The sequence below is a fragment of the Acinetobacter seifertii genome (genome assembly GCF_016064815.1).
In the GTDB taxonomy this organism is placed as follows: Bacteria; Pseudomonadota; Gammaproteobacteria; order Pseudomonadales; family Moraxellaceae; genus Acinetobacter; species Acinetobacter seifertii.
Window position 1 is genome coordinate 3,962,657 of sequence record NZ_CP065820.1, and the last position, 16,475, is coordinate 3,979,131.

General features: G+C 41.9%; 11 protein-coding genes. 2 read left to right on the forward strand and 9 right to left on the reverse strand.

Going from position 1 to position 16,475, the window contains the following annotated elements; all coding sequences use genetic code 11:
- Positions 1–70 precede the first annotated feature (70 nt).
- The 4 genes from acnD to I8T81_RS18365 all read right to left on the reverse strand — a co-directional run bounded on the left by acnD (position 71) and on the right by I8T81_RS18365 (position 5,488).
- On the reverse strand, positions 71–2,677 hold the full coding sequence (acnD, locus tag I8T81_RS18350; protein ID WP_198071809.1) for a Fe/S-dependent 2-methylisocitrate dehydratase AcnD: 2,607 nt from the start codon (positions 2,675–2,677) through the stop codon (positions 71–73).
- Positions 2,677–3,834, reverse strand: coding sequence for a bifunctional 2-methylcitrate synthase/citrate synthase (gene prpC, locus I8T81_RS18355; RefSeq protein WP_077169730.1), 1,158 nt, complete (start codon positions 3,832–3,834; stop codon positions 2,677–2,679). Before prpC ends, acnD begins: the two co-directional genes overlap by 1 nt.
- Before the next feature lie 66 nt (positions 3,835–3,900).
- The gene (prpB, locus tag I8T81_RS18360) at positions 3,901–4,785 is read right to left on the reverse strand and encodes a methylisocitrate lyase (RefSeq protein WP_004706036.1); all 885 of its coding nucleotides are present in this window, start codon (positions 4,783–4,785) and stop codon (positions 3,901–3,903) included.
- Entirely contained in the window at positions 4,778–5,488 is a 711-nt protein-coding gene (locus tag I8T81_RS18365) for a GntR family transcriptional regulator (RefSeq protein WP_001153627.1), read from the reverse strand. Before I8T81_RS18365 ends, prpB begins: the two co-directional genes overlap by 8 nt.
- Positions 5,489–6,003: 515 nt before the next feature.
- Here I8T81_RS18365 and I8T81_RS18370 point away from each other — a divergent pair.
- The gene (locus tag I8T81_RS18370) at positions 6,004–7,218 is read left to right on the forward strand and encodes an amino acid aminotransferase (protein WP_004706039.1); all 1,215 of its coding nucleotides are present in this window, start codon (positions 6,004–6,006) and stop codon (positions 7,216–7,218) included.
- A gap of 48 nt (positions 7,219–7,266) precedes the next feature.
- Here the strand turns inward: I8T81_RS18370 and dld are convergent, their stop codons facing one another.
- The 4 genes from dld to lldP form a co-directional block, all read right to left on the reverse strand.
- On the reverse strand, positions 7,267–8,973 hold the full coding sequence (dld, locus tag I8T81_RS18375) for a D-lactate dehydrogenase (RefSeq protein ID WP_198071810.1): 1,707 nt from the start codon (positions 8,971–8,973) through the stop codon (positions 7,267–7,269).
- Between the two features lie 292 nt (positions 8,974–9,265).
- Positions 9,266–10,411, reverse strand: coding sequence for an FMN-dependent L-lactate dehydrogenase LldD (lldD, locus tag I8T81_RS18380; RefSeq protein ID WP_002050500.1), 1,146 nt, complete (start codon positions 10,409–10,411; stop codon positions 9,266–9,268).
- Positions 10,408–11,142, reverse strand: a complete 735-nt coding sequence (gene lldR, locus I8T81_RS18385) for a transcriptional regulator LldR (protein ID WP_265091530.1) — start codon at positions 11,140–11,142, stop codon at positions 10,408–10,410. Before lldR ends, lldD begins: the two co-directional genes overlap by 4 nt.
- A gap of 37 nt (positions 11,143–11,179) precedes the next feature.
- On the reverse strand, positions 11,180–12,847 hold the full coding sequence (gene lldP / locus I8T81_RS18390; RefSeq protein ID WP_198071812.1) for an L-lactate permease: 1,668 nt from the start codon (positions 12,845–12,847) through the stop codon (positions 11,180–11,182).
- A 375-nt stretch (positions 12,848–13,222) separates the two neighbouring features.
- Here lldP and I8T81_RS18395 point away from each other — a divergent pair, with 375 nt between their 5' ends.
- Complete coding sequence (locus I8T81_RS18395) at positions 13,223–14,593, forward strand: phosphohexomutase domain-containing protein (RefSeq protein WP_198071813.1); 1,371 nt, start codon at positions 13,223–13,225, stop codon at positions 14,591–14,593.
- Positions 14,594–14,620: 27 nt separating this feature from the next.
- On the opposite strand, the gene I8T81_RS18400 is transcribed toward I8T81_RS18395, so the two are convergent.
- Positions 14,621–16,282, reverse strand: coding sequence for an LTA synthase family protein (locus tag I8T81_RS18400; RefSeq protein WP_198072789.1), 1,662 nt, complete (start codon positions 16,280–16,282; stop codon positions 14,621–14,623).
- Between the last annotated feature and the right edge of the window lie 193 nt (positions 16,283–16,475).

The window sequence follows — 16,475 nt, forward strand, 5'->3', positions numbered from 1 at the left end:
GCTCAATAAAAAACCCCATCATTAAGATAGGGCTTTTTTTGAACAATATCAATTATCCTTAACTAAAGTATTAAGCCACTTGGCCTTCTAAAAAGTCTTGTGCAAAACGCTGTAATACACCACCCGCTTCATATACAGAAACTTCTTCTTCTGTATCTAAACGGCAAGTCACAGGCACTTCAAGAATCTCTTCTTTACCATCCGCTGTGGCACGTTCAATCACTAAAGTTAAAGTCGAACGCGGCGCAATATTACCAATCACGCTATAAAGCTCTGTACCATCTAGCTTTAAAGTCTTGCGGTTTACACCCGGTTTAAACTCAAGCGGTAACACGCCCATACCCACCAAGTTAGTACGGTGAATACGCTCAAAACCTTCTGCCACAATCGCTTCAACACCTGCAAGGCGCACACCTTTTGCAGCCCAGTCACGGCTTGAACCCTGACCATAGTCAGCACCCGCGATAATGATTAACGGTTGCTTACGGTTCATGTAGGTTTCAATCGCTTCCCACATACGCATCACTTCGCCTTCTGGCTCTACGCGCGCTTTTGAACCTTGCTTAATGGTACCGTCTGAACGGACCACCATTTCGTTATAGAGTTTCGGGTTGGCAAATGTTGCACGTTGTGCAGTCAAATGGTCACCACGGTGCGTTGCGTATGAGTTGAAGTCTTCTTCTGGTACGCCCATTTTGTGAAGATATTCACCCGCAGCCGAGTCCATCAAAATCGCGTTTGAAGGCGATAAGTGGTCGGTGGTGATGTTGTCACCCAAAATTGCAAGCGGACGCATGTTTGCCAAAGTACGTGGTGCAGCCAATGCCCCTTCCCAATATGGTGGACGGCGGATGTAAGTACTTTGCGGACGCCAGTCGTAAAGAGGGCTCTTCGCTTGTTCAACTTCGCCCAAGTCAAACATTGGAATGTAGACTTTACGGAACTGTTCAGGCTTCACGGCTTCTTTAACTAAGGCATCAATTTCAGCGTCAGATGGCCAAATGTCTTTGAGGTAAATCGGGTTACCTTCTTTGTCATGACCTAACGCATCTTTTTCGATGTCAAAACGAATCGTACCCGCAATTGCATATGCTACAACAAGCGGTGGAGATGCTAAGAACGCTTGTTTTGCGTATGGATGAATACGGCCATCGAAGTTACGGTTACCAGAGAGTACTGCTGTTGCGTACAAGTCACGGTCAATAATTTCTTGCTGAATAGCTGGATCTAATGCACCAGACATACCATTACAGGTCGTACAAGCGTAAGCCACAATACCAAAACCAAGTTGTTCTAAGTCTTTTAGGACACCTGCTTCTTCAAGGTAAAGTGCAGCCGCTTTTGAACCCGGTGCAAATGAGGTTTTCACCCACGGTTTACGTGTTAGGCCAAGTTCATTTGCTTTACGTGCCAACAAGCCTGCCGCCACGGTGTTACGTGGGTTAGAAGTATTGGTACATGAAGTAATTGCAGCAATAATGATTGCGCCATCTGGCATTAAGCCATCAGAACGGTTTTCAACAACACCTGCAATACCTTTTTCTTTTAGGTCGCTTGTTGAAACACGTGCATGTGGGTTTGATGGACCAGCAATGTTACGTGTTACTTTTGATAGGTCAAAACGTAGTACACGTGGATACTCTGCTTTGGTCATATCAGAAGCCCAAAGGCCGATTTCTTTTGCGTACTGTTCAACCAATGCCACTTGAGCATCTTCACGGCCTGTTAGGCGTAAGTAGTCAATCGTGTTTTGGTCGATGTAGAACATTGCAGCCGTAGCGCCATATTCTGGTGTCATGTTCGAAATGGTTGCACGGTCGCCCACAGACATGCTGTCAGCACCTTCACCAAAGAACTCAAGGTAAGCACCTACTACGCGCTCTTTACGCAAGAACTCTGTTAAGGCAAGTACGATATCTGTTGCAGTAATGCCTGCTTGACGCTGACCTACAAACTCAACACCAATAATGTCTGGTAGACGCATCCAAGATGCACGGCCTAACATTACGTTTTCAGCTTCTAAGCCACCGACACCCACAGAAATTACGCCCAAAGCGTCTGTATGTGGTGTGTGTGAGTCTGTACCGACACATGTGTCTGGGAATGCCACGCCATCACGCGCCTGAATCACCGGAGACATTTTCTCTAGGTTAATCTGGTGCATAATGCCGTTCCCCGCAGGGATCACATCGACATTTTTAAATGCTGTTTTAGTCCACTCAATAAAGTGAAAACGGTCTTCGTTACGGCGGTCTTCAACAGCACGGTTTTTTGCAAAAGCGTCTGGGTCAGCACCGCCATATTCCACCGCTAAAGAGTGGTCGACAATAAGCTGAGTCGGCACAACTGGATTGACTTTAGATGGGTCGCCGCCTTTGTCAGCAATCGCATCACGTAAGCCTGCAAGGTCAACCAAAGCTGTTTGACCTAGGATGTCATGACACACCACGCGCGCAGGATACCAAGGAAAGTCCAAGTCCTGACGGCGTTCAATCAACTGCGTTAAATAAGCAGTTAAGTTCTCGGCATCGGCACGGCGTACCAATTGCTCTGCGAGTACTTTAGACGTGTAAGGCAGTTTTTCGTATGCGCCTGGCTGAATATCTTCAACGGCTTGACGCACGTCGTAATATTCAAGCTGGGTACCTGCCAGCGGTTTACGGTATTTTGTGTTCATTAACCACGCTCCGCCAATGGTTTGAATTTGAGGTTTTCAGGACCTGTGTAGTTCGCGCTTGGACGAATAATTTTGCCGTCTTGGCGTTGTTCAATCACGTGCGCTGACCAGCCTGCTGTACGTGCAATCACGAACAATGGTGTGAACATAGCAGTTGGAACACCCATTAAGTGATAGCTCACTGCACTGAACCAGTCGAGGTTCGGGAACATGTTTTTCACTTCTTTCATCACTGCTTCTAAACGCTCAGCGATAAGGTACATTTTGGTGTTCTCTTGCGCTTCAGCCAAGTCGTGCGCCACTTTCTTGATCACTTCGTTACGTGGGTCAGAAACTGTATATACAGGGTGACCAAAACCAATCACGACTTCTTTATTTTCAACACGCTTACGGATGTCTGCTTCTGCTTCATCTGCGTTGTCGTAACGTTGTTGAATCACGAATGCAACTTCGTTTGCACCGCCATGTTTAGGTCCGCGAAGCGCACCAATACCTCCAGTAATTGCCGAGTACATGTCAGAGCCTGTACCTGCAACCACACGTGACGTAAATGTTGATGCGTTGAACTCGTGCTCAGCATACAAAATAAGTGATGTATGCATTGCTTGAATCCATTCTTCAGATGGTTTTTCGCCATGAAGTAAATGTAAGAAATGCGCTGCAATTGAGTCGTCATCTGTTTCAGTTTCAATACGGCGACCGTTGTTGCTGAAGTGGTACCAATAAAGCAGCATTGAGCCTAAGCTTGCCATTAATTTATCAGCAATGTCTTTTGCGCCAGCTTCGTTGTGGTCTTCGTGTTCTGGTGTTAAACAACCTAGCACTGAAACACCTGTACGCATCACGTCCATTGGGTGTGCAGACGGAGGAAGTTGTTCAAGAGCAGTTTTCAGTGCTGCCGGTAAACCACGAAGCGCTTTTAATTTTGCTTTATATGCTTTGAGTTCAGCTTTGTTTGGTAATTTGCCATGTACGAGCAAGTGAGCAACTTCTTCAAACTGGCTACCCGCTGCAAGGTCAAGAATGTCATAGCCACGGTAGTGCAAGTCGTTACCGCTACGTCCTACGGTACAAAGTGCTGTGTTGCCTGCAACTTGTCCACTAAGTGCAACTGATTTTTTTGGTTTGAAGCCTGTTGTTGTTTCATTTGAGCTCATAAGATTGTCCTTTCCTATCTATTTAAATTATTTGGGAAACACGGCATATGTACCGTGTTTTACTTCTTATTTCTTTTTAGCAAATGCGTTGTCTAAGTAGTCTTCAAACGCATAGTAGTTAATGCGTTCATATAACTCTTTACGCGTTTGCATAATATCAACCACGTTCTTTTGCGTACCTTCTTTACGCAAGGTTTCATACACAGTTTCGGCTGCTTTGTTCATGGCACGGAAAGCAGAAAGCGGATAAAGTGCAAGGCTTACATCGGCAGATGCCAACTCTTCAGTGGTAAACAGTGGTGTAGAACCGAACTCTGTGATGTTTGCCAAAATTGGTGCGCCAGTCTTCTGAGCAAATTGCTTGTACATATCAAGCTCGGTAATTGCTTCAGGGAACAACATGTCTGCACCCGCTTCAATGTAGGCACCCGCACGGTCAATTGCAGCTTGTAAGCCATCTACAGCCAATGCATCGGTACGCGCCATAATCACGAAGCTGTCATCACCACGTGCATCGACTGCTGCTTTAATACGGTCAACCATTTCTTCTTGAGTCACAATGGCTTTGTTCGGACGGTGACCACAACGTTTTGCGCCCACTTGGTCTTCAATGTGCATTGCCGCAGCACCAAACTTGATCAGTGCTTTTGTAGTACGAGCAATGTTAAATGCAGAAGCACCAAAACCTGTGTCAGCATCGACCAATAATGGAAGATCACATACATCGGTAATACGGCGTACGTCTGTCAACACATCATCAAGGTTACTGATTCCTAAATCAGGTAAGCCTAAAGAACCAGCGGCTACACCACCACCTGATAAGTAAATCGCTTTATAACCTGCACGTTTTGCCAAAAGTGCATGATTGGCGTTAATGGTTCCAACCACTTGTAATGGCTTTTCTTGGGCTACTGCATCGCGAAATAGCTGACCTGCGGATTGTTTAGCCATTGTTATGTTCTCCTTGTGCTTGTAGCAGTGTTTGCTCAATAATTTTGTAAGAAGCATTGATATGTCGATGCATGAGCAGCTCGGCAAGTTCACCATCGCCTTCTGCAATTGCATCTAAAATACGGATATGTTCGTCCCAAGCTTTGCTTGGTCGATCAGGTGTGTTTGAAAACTGAATTCGGTACATACGAATGAGGTGATAAAGCTCATCGCATAGCATTTTTTCTAGGGTTTTATTGCCACTACTTTTGATAATGCAGTAGTGAAAATCGTCCTGCCCTTCTTGCAAGTAATATCCCTTACCTGCTTTAAAGTTTTCATCTTCAGCATGCATACGCAAAACATCACGCAGCGCCAAAATTTGCTTTTTATCAATATGCTGTGCAGCAAGTTTGCAAGCCAAACCTTCTAAAGACGCACGAATCTGGTAAAGCTCTTTGAATTGTTGCAGTGAGAGCGAAACCACGCGCGCGCCCACATGTGCAGTACGCTCAACCAAACGTTGCCCTTCAAGGCGATGAATCGCTTCACGCAAAGGCCCACGGCTAATGCCATAAGTCCGTGCCAGTTCAGGCTCGGAAATTTTGCTACCTGCAGGAATTTGACCCAAAACAATCGCCGTCTGTATTTGTTTAAATACATTCTCGGTCAGTGTTCTTCCCTGACTTTGTAGTGGCTCTGGTGCGAAGGTCAAATCTTGCATATTGTCGACAATTTTTAATCAATTATGGCTTTTATAGCGGTATGAATGAAAAAAATCAAGGTGATTGTTGACACTTTACAGAACGCATCAGGTCAATTTTTATCGTTAGGACTGACATTTCACCTTATATTTAAAGCATTACACCACTTGCTATTTAATATTTATAAAACAATTTCTTAGGGTTGATTTATCCATATTTTTATGACTATTTGTGGCTTGCTTTTTAGTCAATAAACTTTTGTTTCAAACTTTAGTCTACAACCAATGTATTACAGCAAGATTGTAGACAATCTGCTTGAATGAAATCATGAGTTATAAATTAGTTTCTATTTACCGTAATTTCTTTTAAAACTTTTTATTATTTTCAGCCAGAAAATATCGATATTAGTGAAATTATCAGGTGCTTCACGATAGCTTTATTGATACATTATTGAACATCGACATAGTTGTGGCGTATTTTTCGAGACAGAAAAAACCCAGCACTATGCATATTGTTGAATGAAAGGACTTTTTTGATGTTTCAACATATCCCCCCATACGCAGGCGATCCAATTCTCTCTTTAATGGAACAGTTCAATGCTGATACTCGTTCTGAAAAAGTAAACTTGAGTATTGGTCTTTATTATAACGAAGACAGTATTGTTCCTCAGTTAGAGACCATTATCGAGGCGCAAAAGCGTATTGAGCCTAAAAACGGTAAAACCAAACTTTATTTGCCAATGGAAGGCTTCAAACCTTACCGTGAAGCAATTCAAGCACTTTTATTTGGTGCAAACAGCCCAGCAGTTAAAGCTGGCCGTGCTGTAACCATCCAAACGCTTGGTGGTTCAGGTGCATTGAAAGTTGGTGCGGATTTCTTAAAAACTTATTTCCCAAATTCAGACGTTTGGGTAAGCCAACCAACTTGGGATAACCACGTTGCGATTTTCAATGGCGCTGGCATCAAGACTCATTTCTACCCATATTTCGATAACGAAACACGTGGTGTAGATTTTGACGGTATGTTGTCTACACTTAAAACTTTGCCTGAGCAAAGCATTGTGTTGTTGCACCCATGCTGCCACAACCCAACGGGTGCTGACTTAAACCCAGCACAGTGGGATCAAGTGATTGCAGTATTAAAAGACCGTAACCTTATTCCATTCCTAGACATCGCTTACCAAGGTTTCGGTGACGGTATGGAAGAAGATGCGTATGCAATCCGTGCTTTAGACCAAGCGGGTCTAAACTTCATTGTGAGCAACTCGTTCTCTAAAATCTTCTCTTTATATGGCGAACGCGTTGGCGGCTTAACTTTCGTATGTGACGATGCAGAAGCTGCTCAGTGCACATTTGGTCAGTTAAAAGCGACTGTACGCCGTATTTACTCTAGCCCTCCTACAACAGGTGCTTGGTTAGTTGATGAAGTGTTAAATGACGCTGAACTTAACCAACAATGGCAAGGCGAAGTAAAAGAGATGCGTGAGCGTATTATTAAAATGCGTAGCATCTTGAAAGATGAACTGACTAAAGCATTACCAGACCGTGACTTTAGCTACCTTGTAAACCAAAAAGGTATGTTCAGCTACACAGGTTTAACTGCTGAACAAGTTGATATCTTGCGTGAAGAATATGCAATCTACTTAGTACGTAGTGGCCGTATTTGTGTAGCAGGCTTAAACATGAACAATGTTTACACTGTTGCAAAAGCGATGGCTGAAGTACTTGCTAAATCTGTAGAAGCTGCATAAGACATCTACTAAAAAAGGCGCTTCGGCGCCTTTTTTTATGTCTCTATATTACGATTTAGCTTTGCCCCAATATTTCAGTTTTGAGGTATGCCCAATCCCAACATTAAAGCTATTGGTTGGGTCGAGTTTTTGATAGAAATTGGCCAATGCAGGTTTGGCAATGTAAAGATGCCCGACATTATGCTCTGCTGGATATTCAGCACGGCGCGAGTCTAACAACTTCCACATTTGATGTTCCATTTCTAATGGGTCATGGCCCTTTTTAAGAATATAGTCCTGATGGAACACATGACAAAAGAAATGCCCATAATAGAGTTTATGGATGATTTTATTTTCCATTTCGGCAGGCAGTTGCTCTACCCATTCGCGGTCATTACGACGTAACGCAATATCAAGCGCGACAATATCTTCAACTTCACTACGGTGTGTATCACGATAACGAATTGCCGCCCCTGCAATCGCAAAACGGTGTAAGAATGCCTTTCGTCCTTCCTCTTCACTACATACGAAATAGCTACCTGACTGGTGCACAGCAAAATATTCTTTTAAAAATTGCTCTGTCTGTGCTTTTGAATTATTTTCGACACGTAAAACTAAATGGTGCTCATAACGGTCTCGATATTCAGTCATACGCTTCGGTAAATGACTCGGTAAAAAGAAGGTAATCGCCTGTAAAATATGATCCGTTAAGCCCTTAATTTTAAATCGTTCTAAGAACCCATCAACTTTATCTTTCATCGCAAAAGCTTTTGGAACATTGGCTGTGCCAAATTTTTCAATAAACAAGAACGTGTCTTTTCCGTACTTTTCACCAATTAAGTAAGCATCTCGATGAATATATTCGCCTGCAATCGGTAGGCTTGGCAGTGAGGTTAGTAAGTAACGACGAATCGCTGTTAAATCATCGGCATCATTAGTCCCAATATAAAAGACATTGCTCTCTACTTTTTCATAAGTATCAAGACGTACCGCAAACACACAGACTTTACCAGCTGAACCCGATGCCTCAAACAAACGTGACGGATCCGCATTAAAACGGGCAGGCGTATCTTCATCAACTTGGGTTACATCGTGCGCATAGCGATGGTCCGATGCCTGCTTTTCACCATCATCTAAAATATCTGCGGCTTGATATTTCTGCTTCTCTAAACGTGTCAAAATTTCTTCAGGAGTCGAGCCTAAATTCACCCCTAAATGGTTCACCAGTTCTAATTGACCAGCAGCATTCACCTGAGCATATAACGCCAGTTCAGTATACGCAGGGCCACGGCGCACCAATGCACCGCCCGAGTTATTACACACACCGCCAAGTACCGATGCACCTATACAAGATGAACCAATTACCGAATGTGGCTCACGGTCATAACCTTTTAAAATTTGCTCTAAATTATCTAAGGTTGCACCTGGTAAACAAATCACTTGCTTACCATCATGAATGACTTGTATGCCCTTTAAACGGCGCGTACTCATGACTAAAACAGGACGGTCATAATCATCGCCATATGGGGTCGAACCACCAGTAAGTCCTGTATTGGCCGCCTGCATAATCACAATACAGTCTGCCTCAATAGCAGCTTGAAGCACCTGCCATTGCTCTAGCAATGTGCCCGGCACCACCACAGCAAGCACTTTCCCCTCACCAAAACGACGACCTTGACGATACTGACGCGTGCTTTGATCATCGGTCAAAACATGCGAACGCCCTACAATATTTTGTAAGCGTTCGATCACTGCTTGAGGAGAAAATGTTTGCATGATGGTTTCCTTTTGGTCATCCATTTATCAAATTAGACCAACACGACGGCATCTTACCGTTTGTAATTTATAATTTAATTAGCTCATTCTCTAATGTGAATCAGCCCTATATTTACTATCGTGGTTGGCGGCAGGGATGCCGCCGTTTCGATGCGGTAGCAAGGACGTACCGTTATCGAAACTAAAGTTTTTGGTTACTTTTTTAAAAAAGTAACGTCAATTAGCTACTTACATTGAACCTTTTCGGATAAGACTCCGTCGTGCCAATATCATCAAAGTTAATACGAAAATATTAGAGCTTCATCGCCTGTACTAAACAATCCGCATTAATATCCGAAATCGACTTAGCACCAGTGAGCGTCATCGCAACACGCATTTCTTTATCAATCAAATCAAGTAAGTTCGACACCCCTTGCCCACCTGCTGCTGCCAAGGCATACACAAAGGCACGGCCAAGTAACACTGTATCGGCACCGAGCGCCAACATACGCACCACGTCTAAACCATTACGAATACCAGAGTCAGCCAAAATTGCTAAATCACCTTTCACCGCATCAGCAATTGCAGGCAACGCACGAGCAGATGACATCACGCCATCCAACTGACGACCGCCGTGATTCGATACCACAATGCCATCTGCACCAAAACGCACAGCATCTTTGGCATCTTCAGGGTCTAAAATACCCTTAATCACCATTGGGCCATCCCAAAACTCACGAATCCACTCAAGGTCTTTCCATGAAATAGATGGGTCGAAGTTCGAGCCTAACCAGCCAATATAGTCTTCAAGGCCAGTCGGTTTACCTAAATATTTAGAGATGTTGCCCAAGTCGTGCGGACGGCCCATTAAGCCAACATTCCATGACCAATGTGGATGGAACATAGACTGCATATAACGACGCATCGCAGCATTTGGTCCACTCATACCCGAATGTGCATCACGGTAACGCGCACCCGGTACAGGCATATCTACAGTAAATACCAGTGTTGAGCAGCCTGCCGCTTTTGCACGTTCTAAAGCATTACGCATAAAACCACGGTCGCGTAATACATAAAGCTGGAACCACATCGGGCGGTTAATTGCAGGTGCAACTTCTTCAATCGGACAAACAGAAACCGTTGAAAGCGTAAATGGAATACCTTTTTTATCGGCTGCCATCGCGGCTTGCACCTCACCACGGCGCGCATACATACCTGTTAAACCTACAGGTGCCAAAGCAACTGGCATCGACAAGGTTTCATTAAACAGTTTTGTCTCTAAACTTAACGCTGACATGTCATTGAGCACACGTTGACGCAATGCAATTTCTGACAAATCTTGTACGTTACGCTTTAAGGTATATTCCGAATACGCTCCCCCATCAATGTAATGAAATAAGAATGGAGGTAAGCGACGCTGTGCCGCAGCACGATAATCATTGCCAGAAGAAATAATCATTTTGAATCAACTCTACTTAAACGATTTGCACGTTTCTGGCGAGCTTCGTCTTCATCCAGAGAACGCACATGATTAATCACAAATTCAATATGACCGCAAACAGCTTGGCGTGCGGCCTCGGGATCTTTACGATCAATAGCATCCATCACCTGAAAATGCTGCTCGCTCAGCAAGTCACCATTTACGGGGTCGTTATAAACTTTTTTACGCCCTAACAAAACGTTGTATTGCAGCAAATCAAACAAGCTACGCATCATCTGAATCAGCACCACATTGTGAGATGCTTCAGCAATTGCTAAGTGAAATTCAGCATCTGCCACCGCAGCCTGTGCTGAGTCACCCGCATTTTGGTGGCGACTAATTTCATTAAAATAATGACGGATTTTGGATCGATCTTCAGGCGTTGAGCGCAAAGCGGCATACCAAGCAGTGCCACCTTCAAGTAATAACCGCGCCTCTTGCACATCAAACCGGTACAGCGGATCTTCTTCAATCAGGTTGCTAATTGGGTTCACAATCAATTGCTGTGGCCACTGTTCAGGTAACTGCTGAATATAAGTCCCATCGCCACGGCGGCTACTGAGCACCCCTTGACTATTGAGCTGTTGAATTGCTTCACGCAAAGACGGACGAGAAACTCCTAAGCTAGTTGCAAGCTGGCGTTCGGCAGGCAAGCGGTCACCTTTTTTCATGTGACGTTCTTCAATTAATGCCTGCAATTTCATGACCACTTGATCGGAGATTCTCATCGCGTTTCCTTCACTGGAGTTATGGAATCATCCACGGAACCAGATAAGCCTGAACCGTAATAATGATGCCAACAAAGACAGTGAATATGATGCTATGTTTTACCGTGAAACGGAACAAGTCAGATTCTTTTCCAACTAAGCCTACTGCTGCACACGCAATCGCAATCGACTGCGGAGAAATCATCTTACCTGTCACACCACCACTGGTGTTGGCAGCCACCAATAACACTTCTGGAATACCAATTTGCTGAGCCGTAGTCGCCTGTAGTGCCGAGAACAAAGCATTTGAAGATGTATCTGAACCCGTAAGGAACACACCAAGCCAGCCCAAAAATGGTGAGAAGAAAGTAAACGCATGACCTGTATGTGATAGAGCCAAAGCTAAAGTTGCAGATAAACCTGAGTAGTTCGCAATAAAAGCAAATGCCAACACCATACCAATTGAATAAATCGGTGTTTTTAACTCATTGATTGTTTCACCAAAAGTCGTTACTGCCTCACTTGCTTTCATTTTCAAGAAAATAGCAGTGATGATTGCAGCAATAAAAATTGCCGTACCTGTTGCAGAGAACCAGTCAAACTTATAAATCGCTTCATATGGCTTCATCTCTGCCACAATTGGCGGCATTTTTTCGACCAATTTATGCAAATACGGCACTTCAAGTTTAAAAATCCAGTGTTCAAGAGCACCATCTTTTGCAAATAATGCTTTAAATGGCTTAACGCTCCAGATGGTTACCATGATTGTTAAAATAGCAAATGGAGACCACGCCTTAGCAATTTTCCCAATACTGTAACGTTGAACCGTAGTAGGTTGCTGAGTCAAAGTTTGACCAGCTTCAGGTTCAAAACGGAAAATATGTTTTGGTTTCCAGAAACGGAACAACACAGTCAAGCTAACCAATGACGCAATTGCCGCTGTAATATCCGGTAATTCAGGACCAATGAAGTTAGATGTAAGATATTGGGCAATCGCAAACGAACCACCACCAACGACTACCGCAGGCCAAGTTTCTTTAACACCACGCCACCCGTCCATAATCGCCATAATCCAGAACAGCACAATCAGCGTTAAAAACGGTAACTGACGCCCAACCATCTGGCTAATTTCCATAGTGTCTACGCCAGAAACCTGCCCTGCCACAATAATAGGAATACCCATTGCACCGAACGCAACTGGTGCGGTATTTACAATCAAGCATAAACCAGCAGCGTAAAGTGGCTTAAAACCTAAACCTACAAGGAGTGCAGCGGTAATTGCTACAGGAGCACCAAAACCCGCTGCTCCTTCAAGGAAAGTACCAAATGCAAAACCAACCAATAACATTTGCAGACGTTGGTCTTCGGTAATTGACAAAATGCTTGAACGAATAACCTCAAACTGGCCTGTTTTTACTGAAATTTTGTATAGAAAAACTGCCCCAATAATGATCCATGAAATTGGCCATAGACCATAGAAGAAACCGTAAATGATTGACGCAAAGGCCATTTGACCCGGCATTTGATAGAAAAAGAGCGCAATCAATAGTGCAATAATGACTGTGCTTGTACCCGCGATACTGCCTTTTAAACGAAAAACTGCTAATGCTAAAAAGAAGAAAATAATCGGGATTAATGCAACCGCACTGGACAGCCAAATATTATTTAAAGGGTCATAAAGTTGTTGCCACATATTGAGCATTGTCATCTCCTTGAAATGCCGAGGCGAAATTTTTTGTACCTTAAAAGTTTAAACATTTAGCACAATTGGTATTACCAATTTAAATTTAAGTGCAAATGTTGTTCCTTAAACCACAGATCGCATCATAAACACAGATATTGGCAAGATCAATCATTAAATTAACATCATAATTGGTATGACCAATATAGCTAAGAAAAATAAAGCTATTTCTAATTTATAAATTTATTTATTAGACTAAAGTCGTAAAAATCTTTCTTATAAATTTAGATATGAGCTACCGAAATGAAGTGAAAAATTTGAATATAAAAACTATAAACATACCTGTTTCATGATCTATGTATAATGTGCACACAACTCAAACCACATGTATTGAATTGAATAATGACTACTTTAACGTGTTTTAAAGCTTATGATATCCGAGGCAAACTCGGCACCGAATTGAATGAAGAAATCGCCTATAAAATTGGCCGCGCTTACGGACAAATCTATAAACCAAAGACTGTGGTTGTAGGTTGTGATATTCGCTTAAGCAGTGAGGATTTAAAACAGGCGACCATCCGCGGTTTAAACGATGCGGGTGTGAATGTGCTTGATTTGGGCATGACGGGAACTGAAGAAGTTTACTTCGCCGCTTTCCATTTAGATGTGCAAGGTGGTATCGAAGTTACTGCGAGCCATAACCCAATGGACTATAACGGCATGAAATTGGTTCGAGAAAATGCTCGTCCAATTAGTGCAGATACCGGTTTAAAAGAAATTCAGGCTTTAGCAGAAACCAATAATTTTGAAGAAGTTAGCCAAAAAGGCACAACTCAAAGCTATAACATCTTGCCTGAGTTCGTTGATCACTTAATTACCTATATCGAACCAGCAAAAATTCGTCCATTAAAGTTAGTGGTAAACGCGGGAAATGGTGCAGCTGGTCATGTGATTGATGCCATTGAAGAAAAATTTAAGGCACTTAACGTACCAGTTGAATTTATTAAAATTCATCATGAAGCAGATGGTACTTTCCCAAATGGAATTCCTAACCCAATTTTAATTGAAAACCGTGACAGTACCCGAAATGCTGTTCTTGAGCATAAAGCGGATATGGGAATTGCTTGGGACGGCGACTTTGACCGCTGTTTCTTGTTCGATGAAAAAGGTCAGTTCATTGAAGGCTACTATATTGTGGGTCTATTGGCTCAAGCTTTCTTGATTAAACAATCAGGCGAGAAAATTGTGCATGATCCGCGTTTAGTGTGGAACACATTTGATATCGTAGATGAGTACAAAGGTGTTGCCGTACAGTCAAAATCTGGTCATGCATTCATTAAAGACGTTATGCGTGAGAATAATGCTGTATATGGCGGCGAAATGAGTGCCCATCACTATTTCCGTGACTTTGCTTACTGCGACAGCGGTATGATTCCTTGGTTACTCACCGTTGCTCTACTTTCTGAAACAGGACAATCACTTTCAACCCTCGTTGAAAATATGATTACCAAGTTTCCTTGTAGCGGTGAAATCAACTTTAAAGTGGTTGATACACAGATCACTATTCAAAAGATTTTCGATTTCTATGCCGAGCAAAACCCAGAAATTGACCGTACCGATGGTGTAAGCCTCGACTTTGGTGCATGGCGTTTTAATGTACGTGCTTCAAACACTGAGCCTTTACTGCGTCTCAACATTGAAAGCCGTGCAGACCGTCAAGCTCAGCCAATGCAGCATTATGTAGATGAATTGACTGGATTAATTCAGTCTTAATAGAGCTCATCTCAAAGAGATGGAACATTATTGTTCCATCTCTTTTTGGCTATTCTGCATAATTTTATAAGTATGATTATGTCCATCTAATACATCCTTATTTAGATTTTCATAACCTTTCAACAGCGCTTTCTTATCAAAATTACACGTTTGATTTTCATTAATAAATTTTTGGTGAATGGCACTAAAACAACTAGATACATCATCAACCAATTGATAGTAATCAGACAAAGGCAACCCTGCTAGCTTTAATAGTTTTGGAGCAACGAAACTTGCAGCAATATAAGGCTGATTCAAGGGCTTCTTATCTAATTTATAATTGCTCCACACTACAAACGGTGTCTGGTAATTTTTGAGATTAGTCCGCTCAGGATCATCTTTAAAAAATCCATAACTCTCATAAACTTCTTGTAGATTCGGCAAATGATCGCCAAAAGCCACTAAAATTGTTGGTCGATCTACTGTCTTTAAATATTCAGCGAGCTCTTTTAGCTTTTGGTTAGCACGTGCAGTTCCAGCAGTATAAGTACTTAATTTTTGCTTTTCATTTTCAGACAGCTCTTTGTTAAATTTATAATTTTGCTTACCAAAACGATCATCGTTATACATCGGATGATTTTCAACAGTAATCGCATAAATAAACTTTGGCTGTTGCTCACTCTCTTCTAAAGTAGACTTAATCGAATCAAAAATAAGATCATCTGTAGCCCACCCACCCAAGTTAAAAACTGTAGACCGATCTTTTTGGGCAATCATATTTTCAAGTGATATAAATTTATCGAAGCCTAAATCTGGATATACCTTATTGCGATTATAGTAATATCCATAGTTATTATGCATTGCAACTGTTTTATAACCAATTGAGTTTAAATAATAAGGCAGAGCATAAATTGGCTTTTTCAGTTTAGAAACATATAACAACTCATTTGGGAAAAAAGTTGTATTAAGGCTTGTAAGGACTTCAAACTCAACATTCGCAGTACCTCCTCCAAAAGAAGGAGACAATAAATTAGACACTTGATTTTGATGAACAAAAGATAGTAAGTCTTTTGATAAACCACTATCTAAATGGTGAGAATCCCAAAAAGATTCTTCCATCACAATAACAATGTTCGGATATTCCTTCTCATTGTCTTCTAAAGATTGAATAGAATGGTGTTGCTGCAAAATCTGCTGTATCTCTTGCTCAGATACTTTACGGTTAGGTAATAAAACACTGGTTACATTATCCAATACCTTAGATACGTAAAAAGTCACAAAACCATAATCTTGAATTTTTCGATAGTCTCCAATCCAGTCATTTCTCGTATTTGGAAATTCCTGTAAGCTGGCACAAATCATGGGTTTGTTTTCTGCAAAACACGCTCCCGTAGGGTTTTTAATAAAATTTAAGTAAACTAAACCACTCCCAAGCAATCCAAAAATAACAATATTGGGAACATAGGTATGAAAAGTAGCTTTACTCTCTTTACGTATGGCAATCAGGAGTACAATAAGAAAGAAAATAATGAGAGTAAAAAAGATAAGTTGTAAGTGCCAAGGCGTTGCCTTCATGGCCTCTGGAAGTAAAAAAATATCTTCCGGACTTAAATTACTAAATAAATATTGTTGCTTCTTTTTATTAATAAAATTTAAAAATATAACGAATAATTGACTTAAAAAAAGAGCTGTATACTTTCGGCCAACTATAATAAAAAATAGTTGAATTACTGCATAGTTAAAGAGAATTGAAAAAATAGCTTTTTCTGAAATCAAATAGCTATAAAACTTATCCCATGTCAAGTTCATATCCCATGCAACATATACACCTACGCAGGTGGATAAAAAGGCAATAAAGATAAATAACAGCTGTTGACGTAAAAAAACCATGACGACAAAAAAG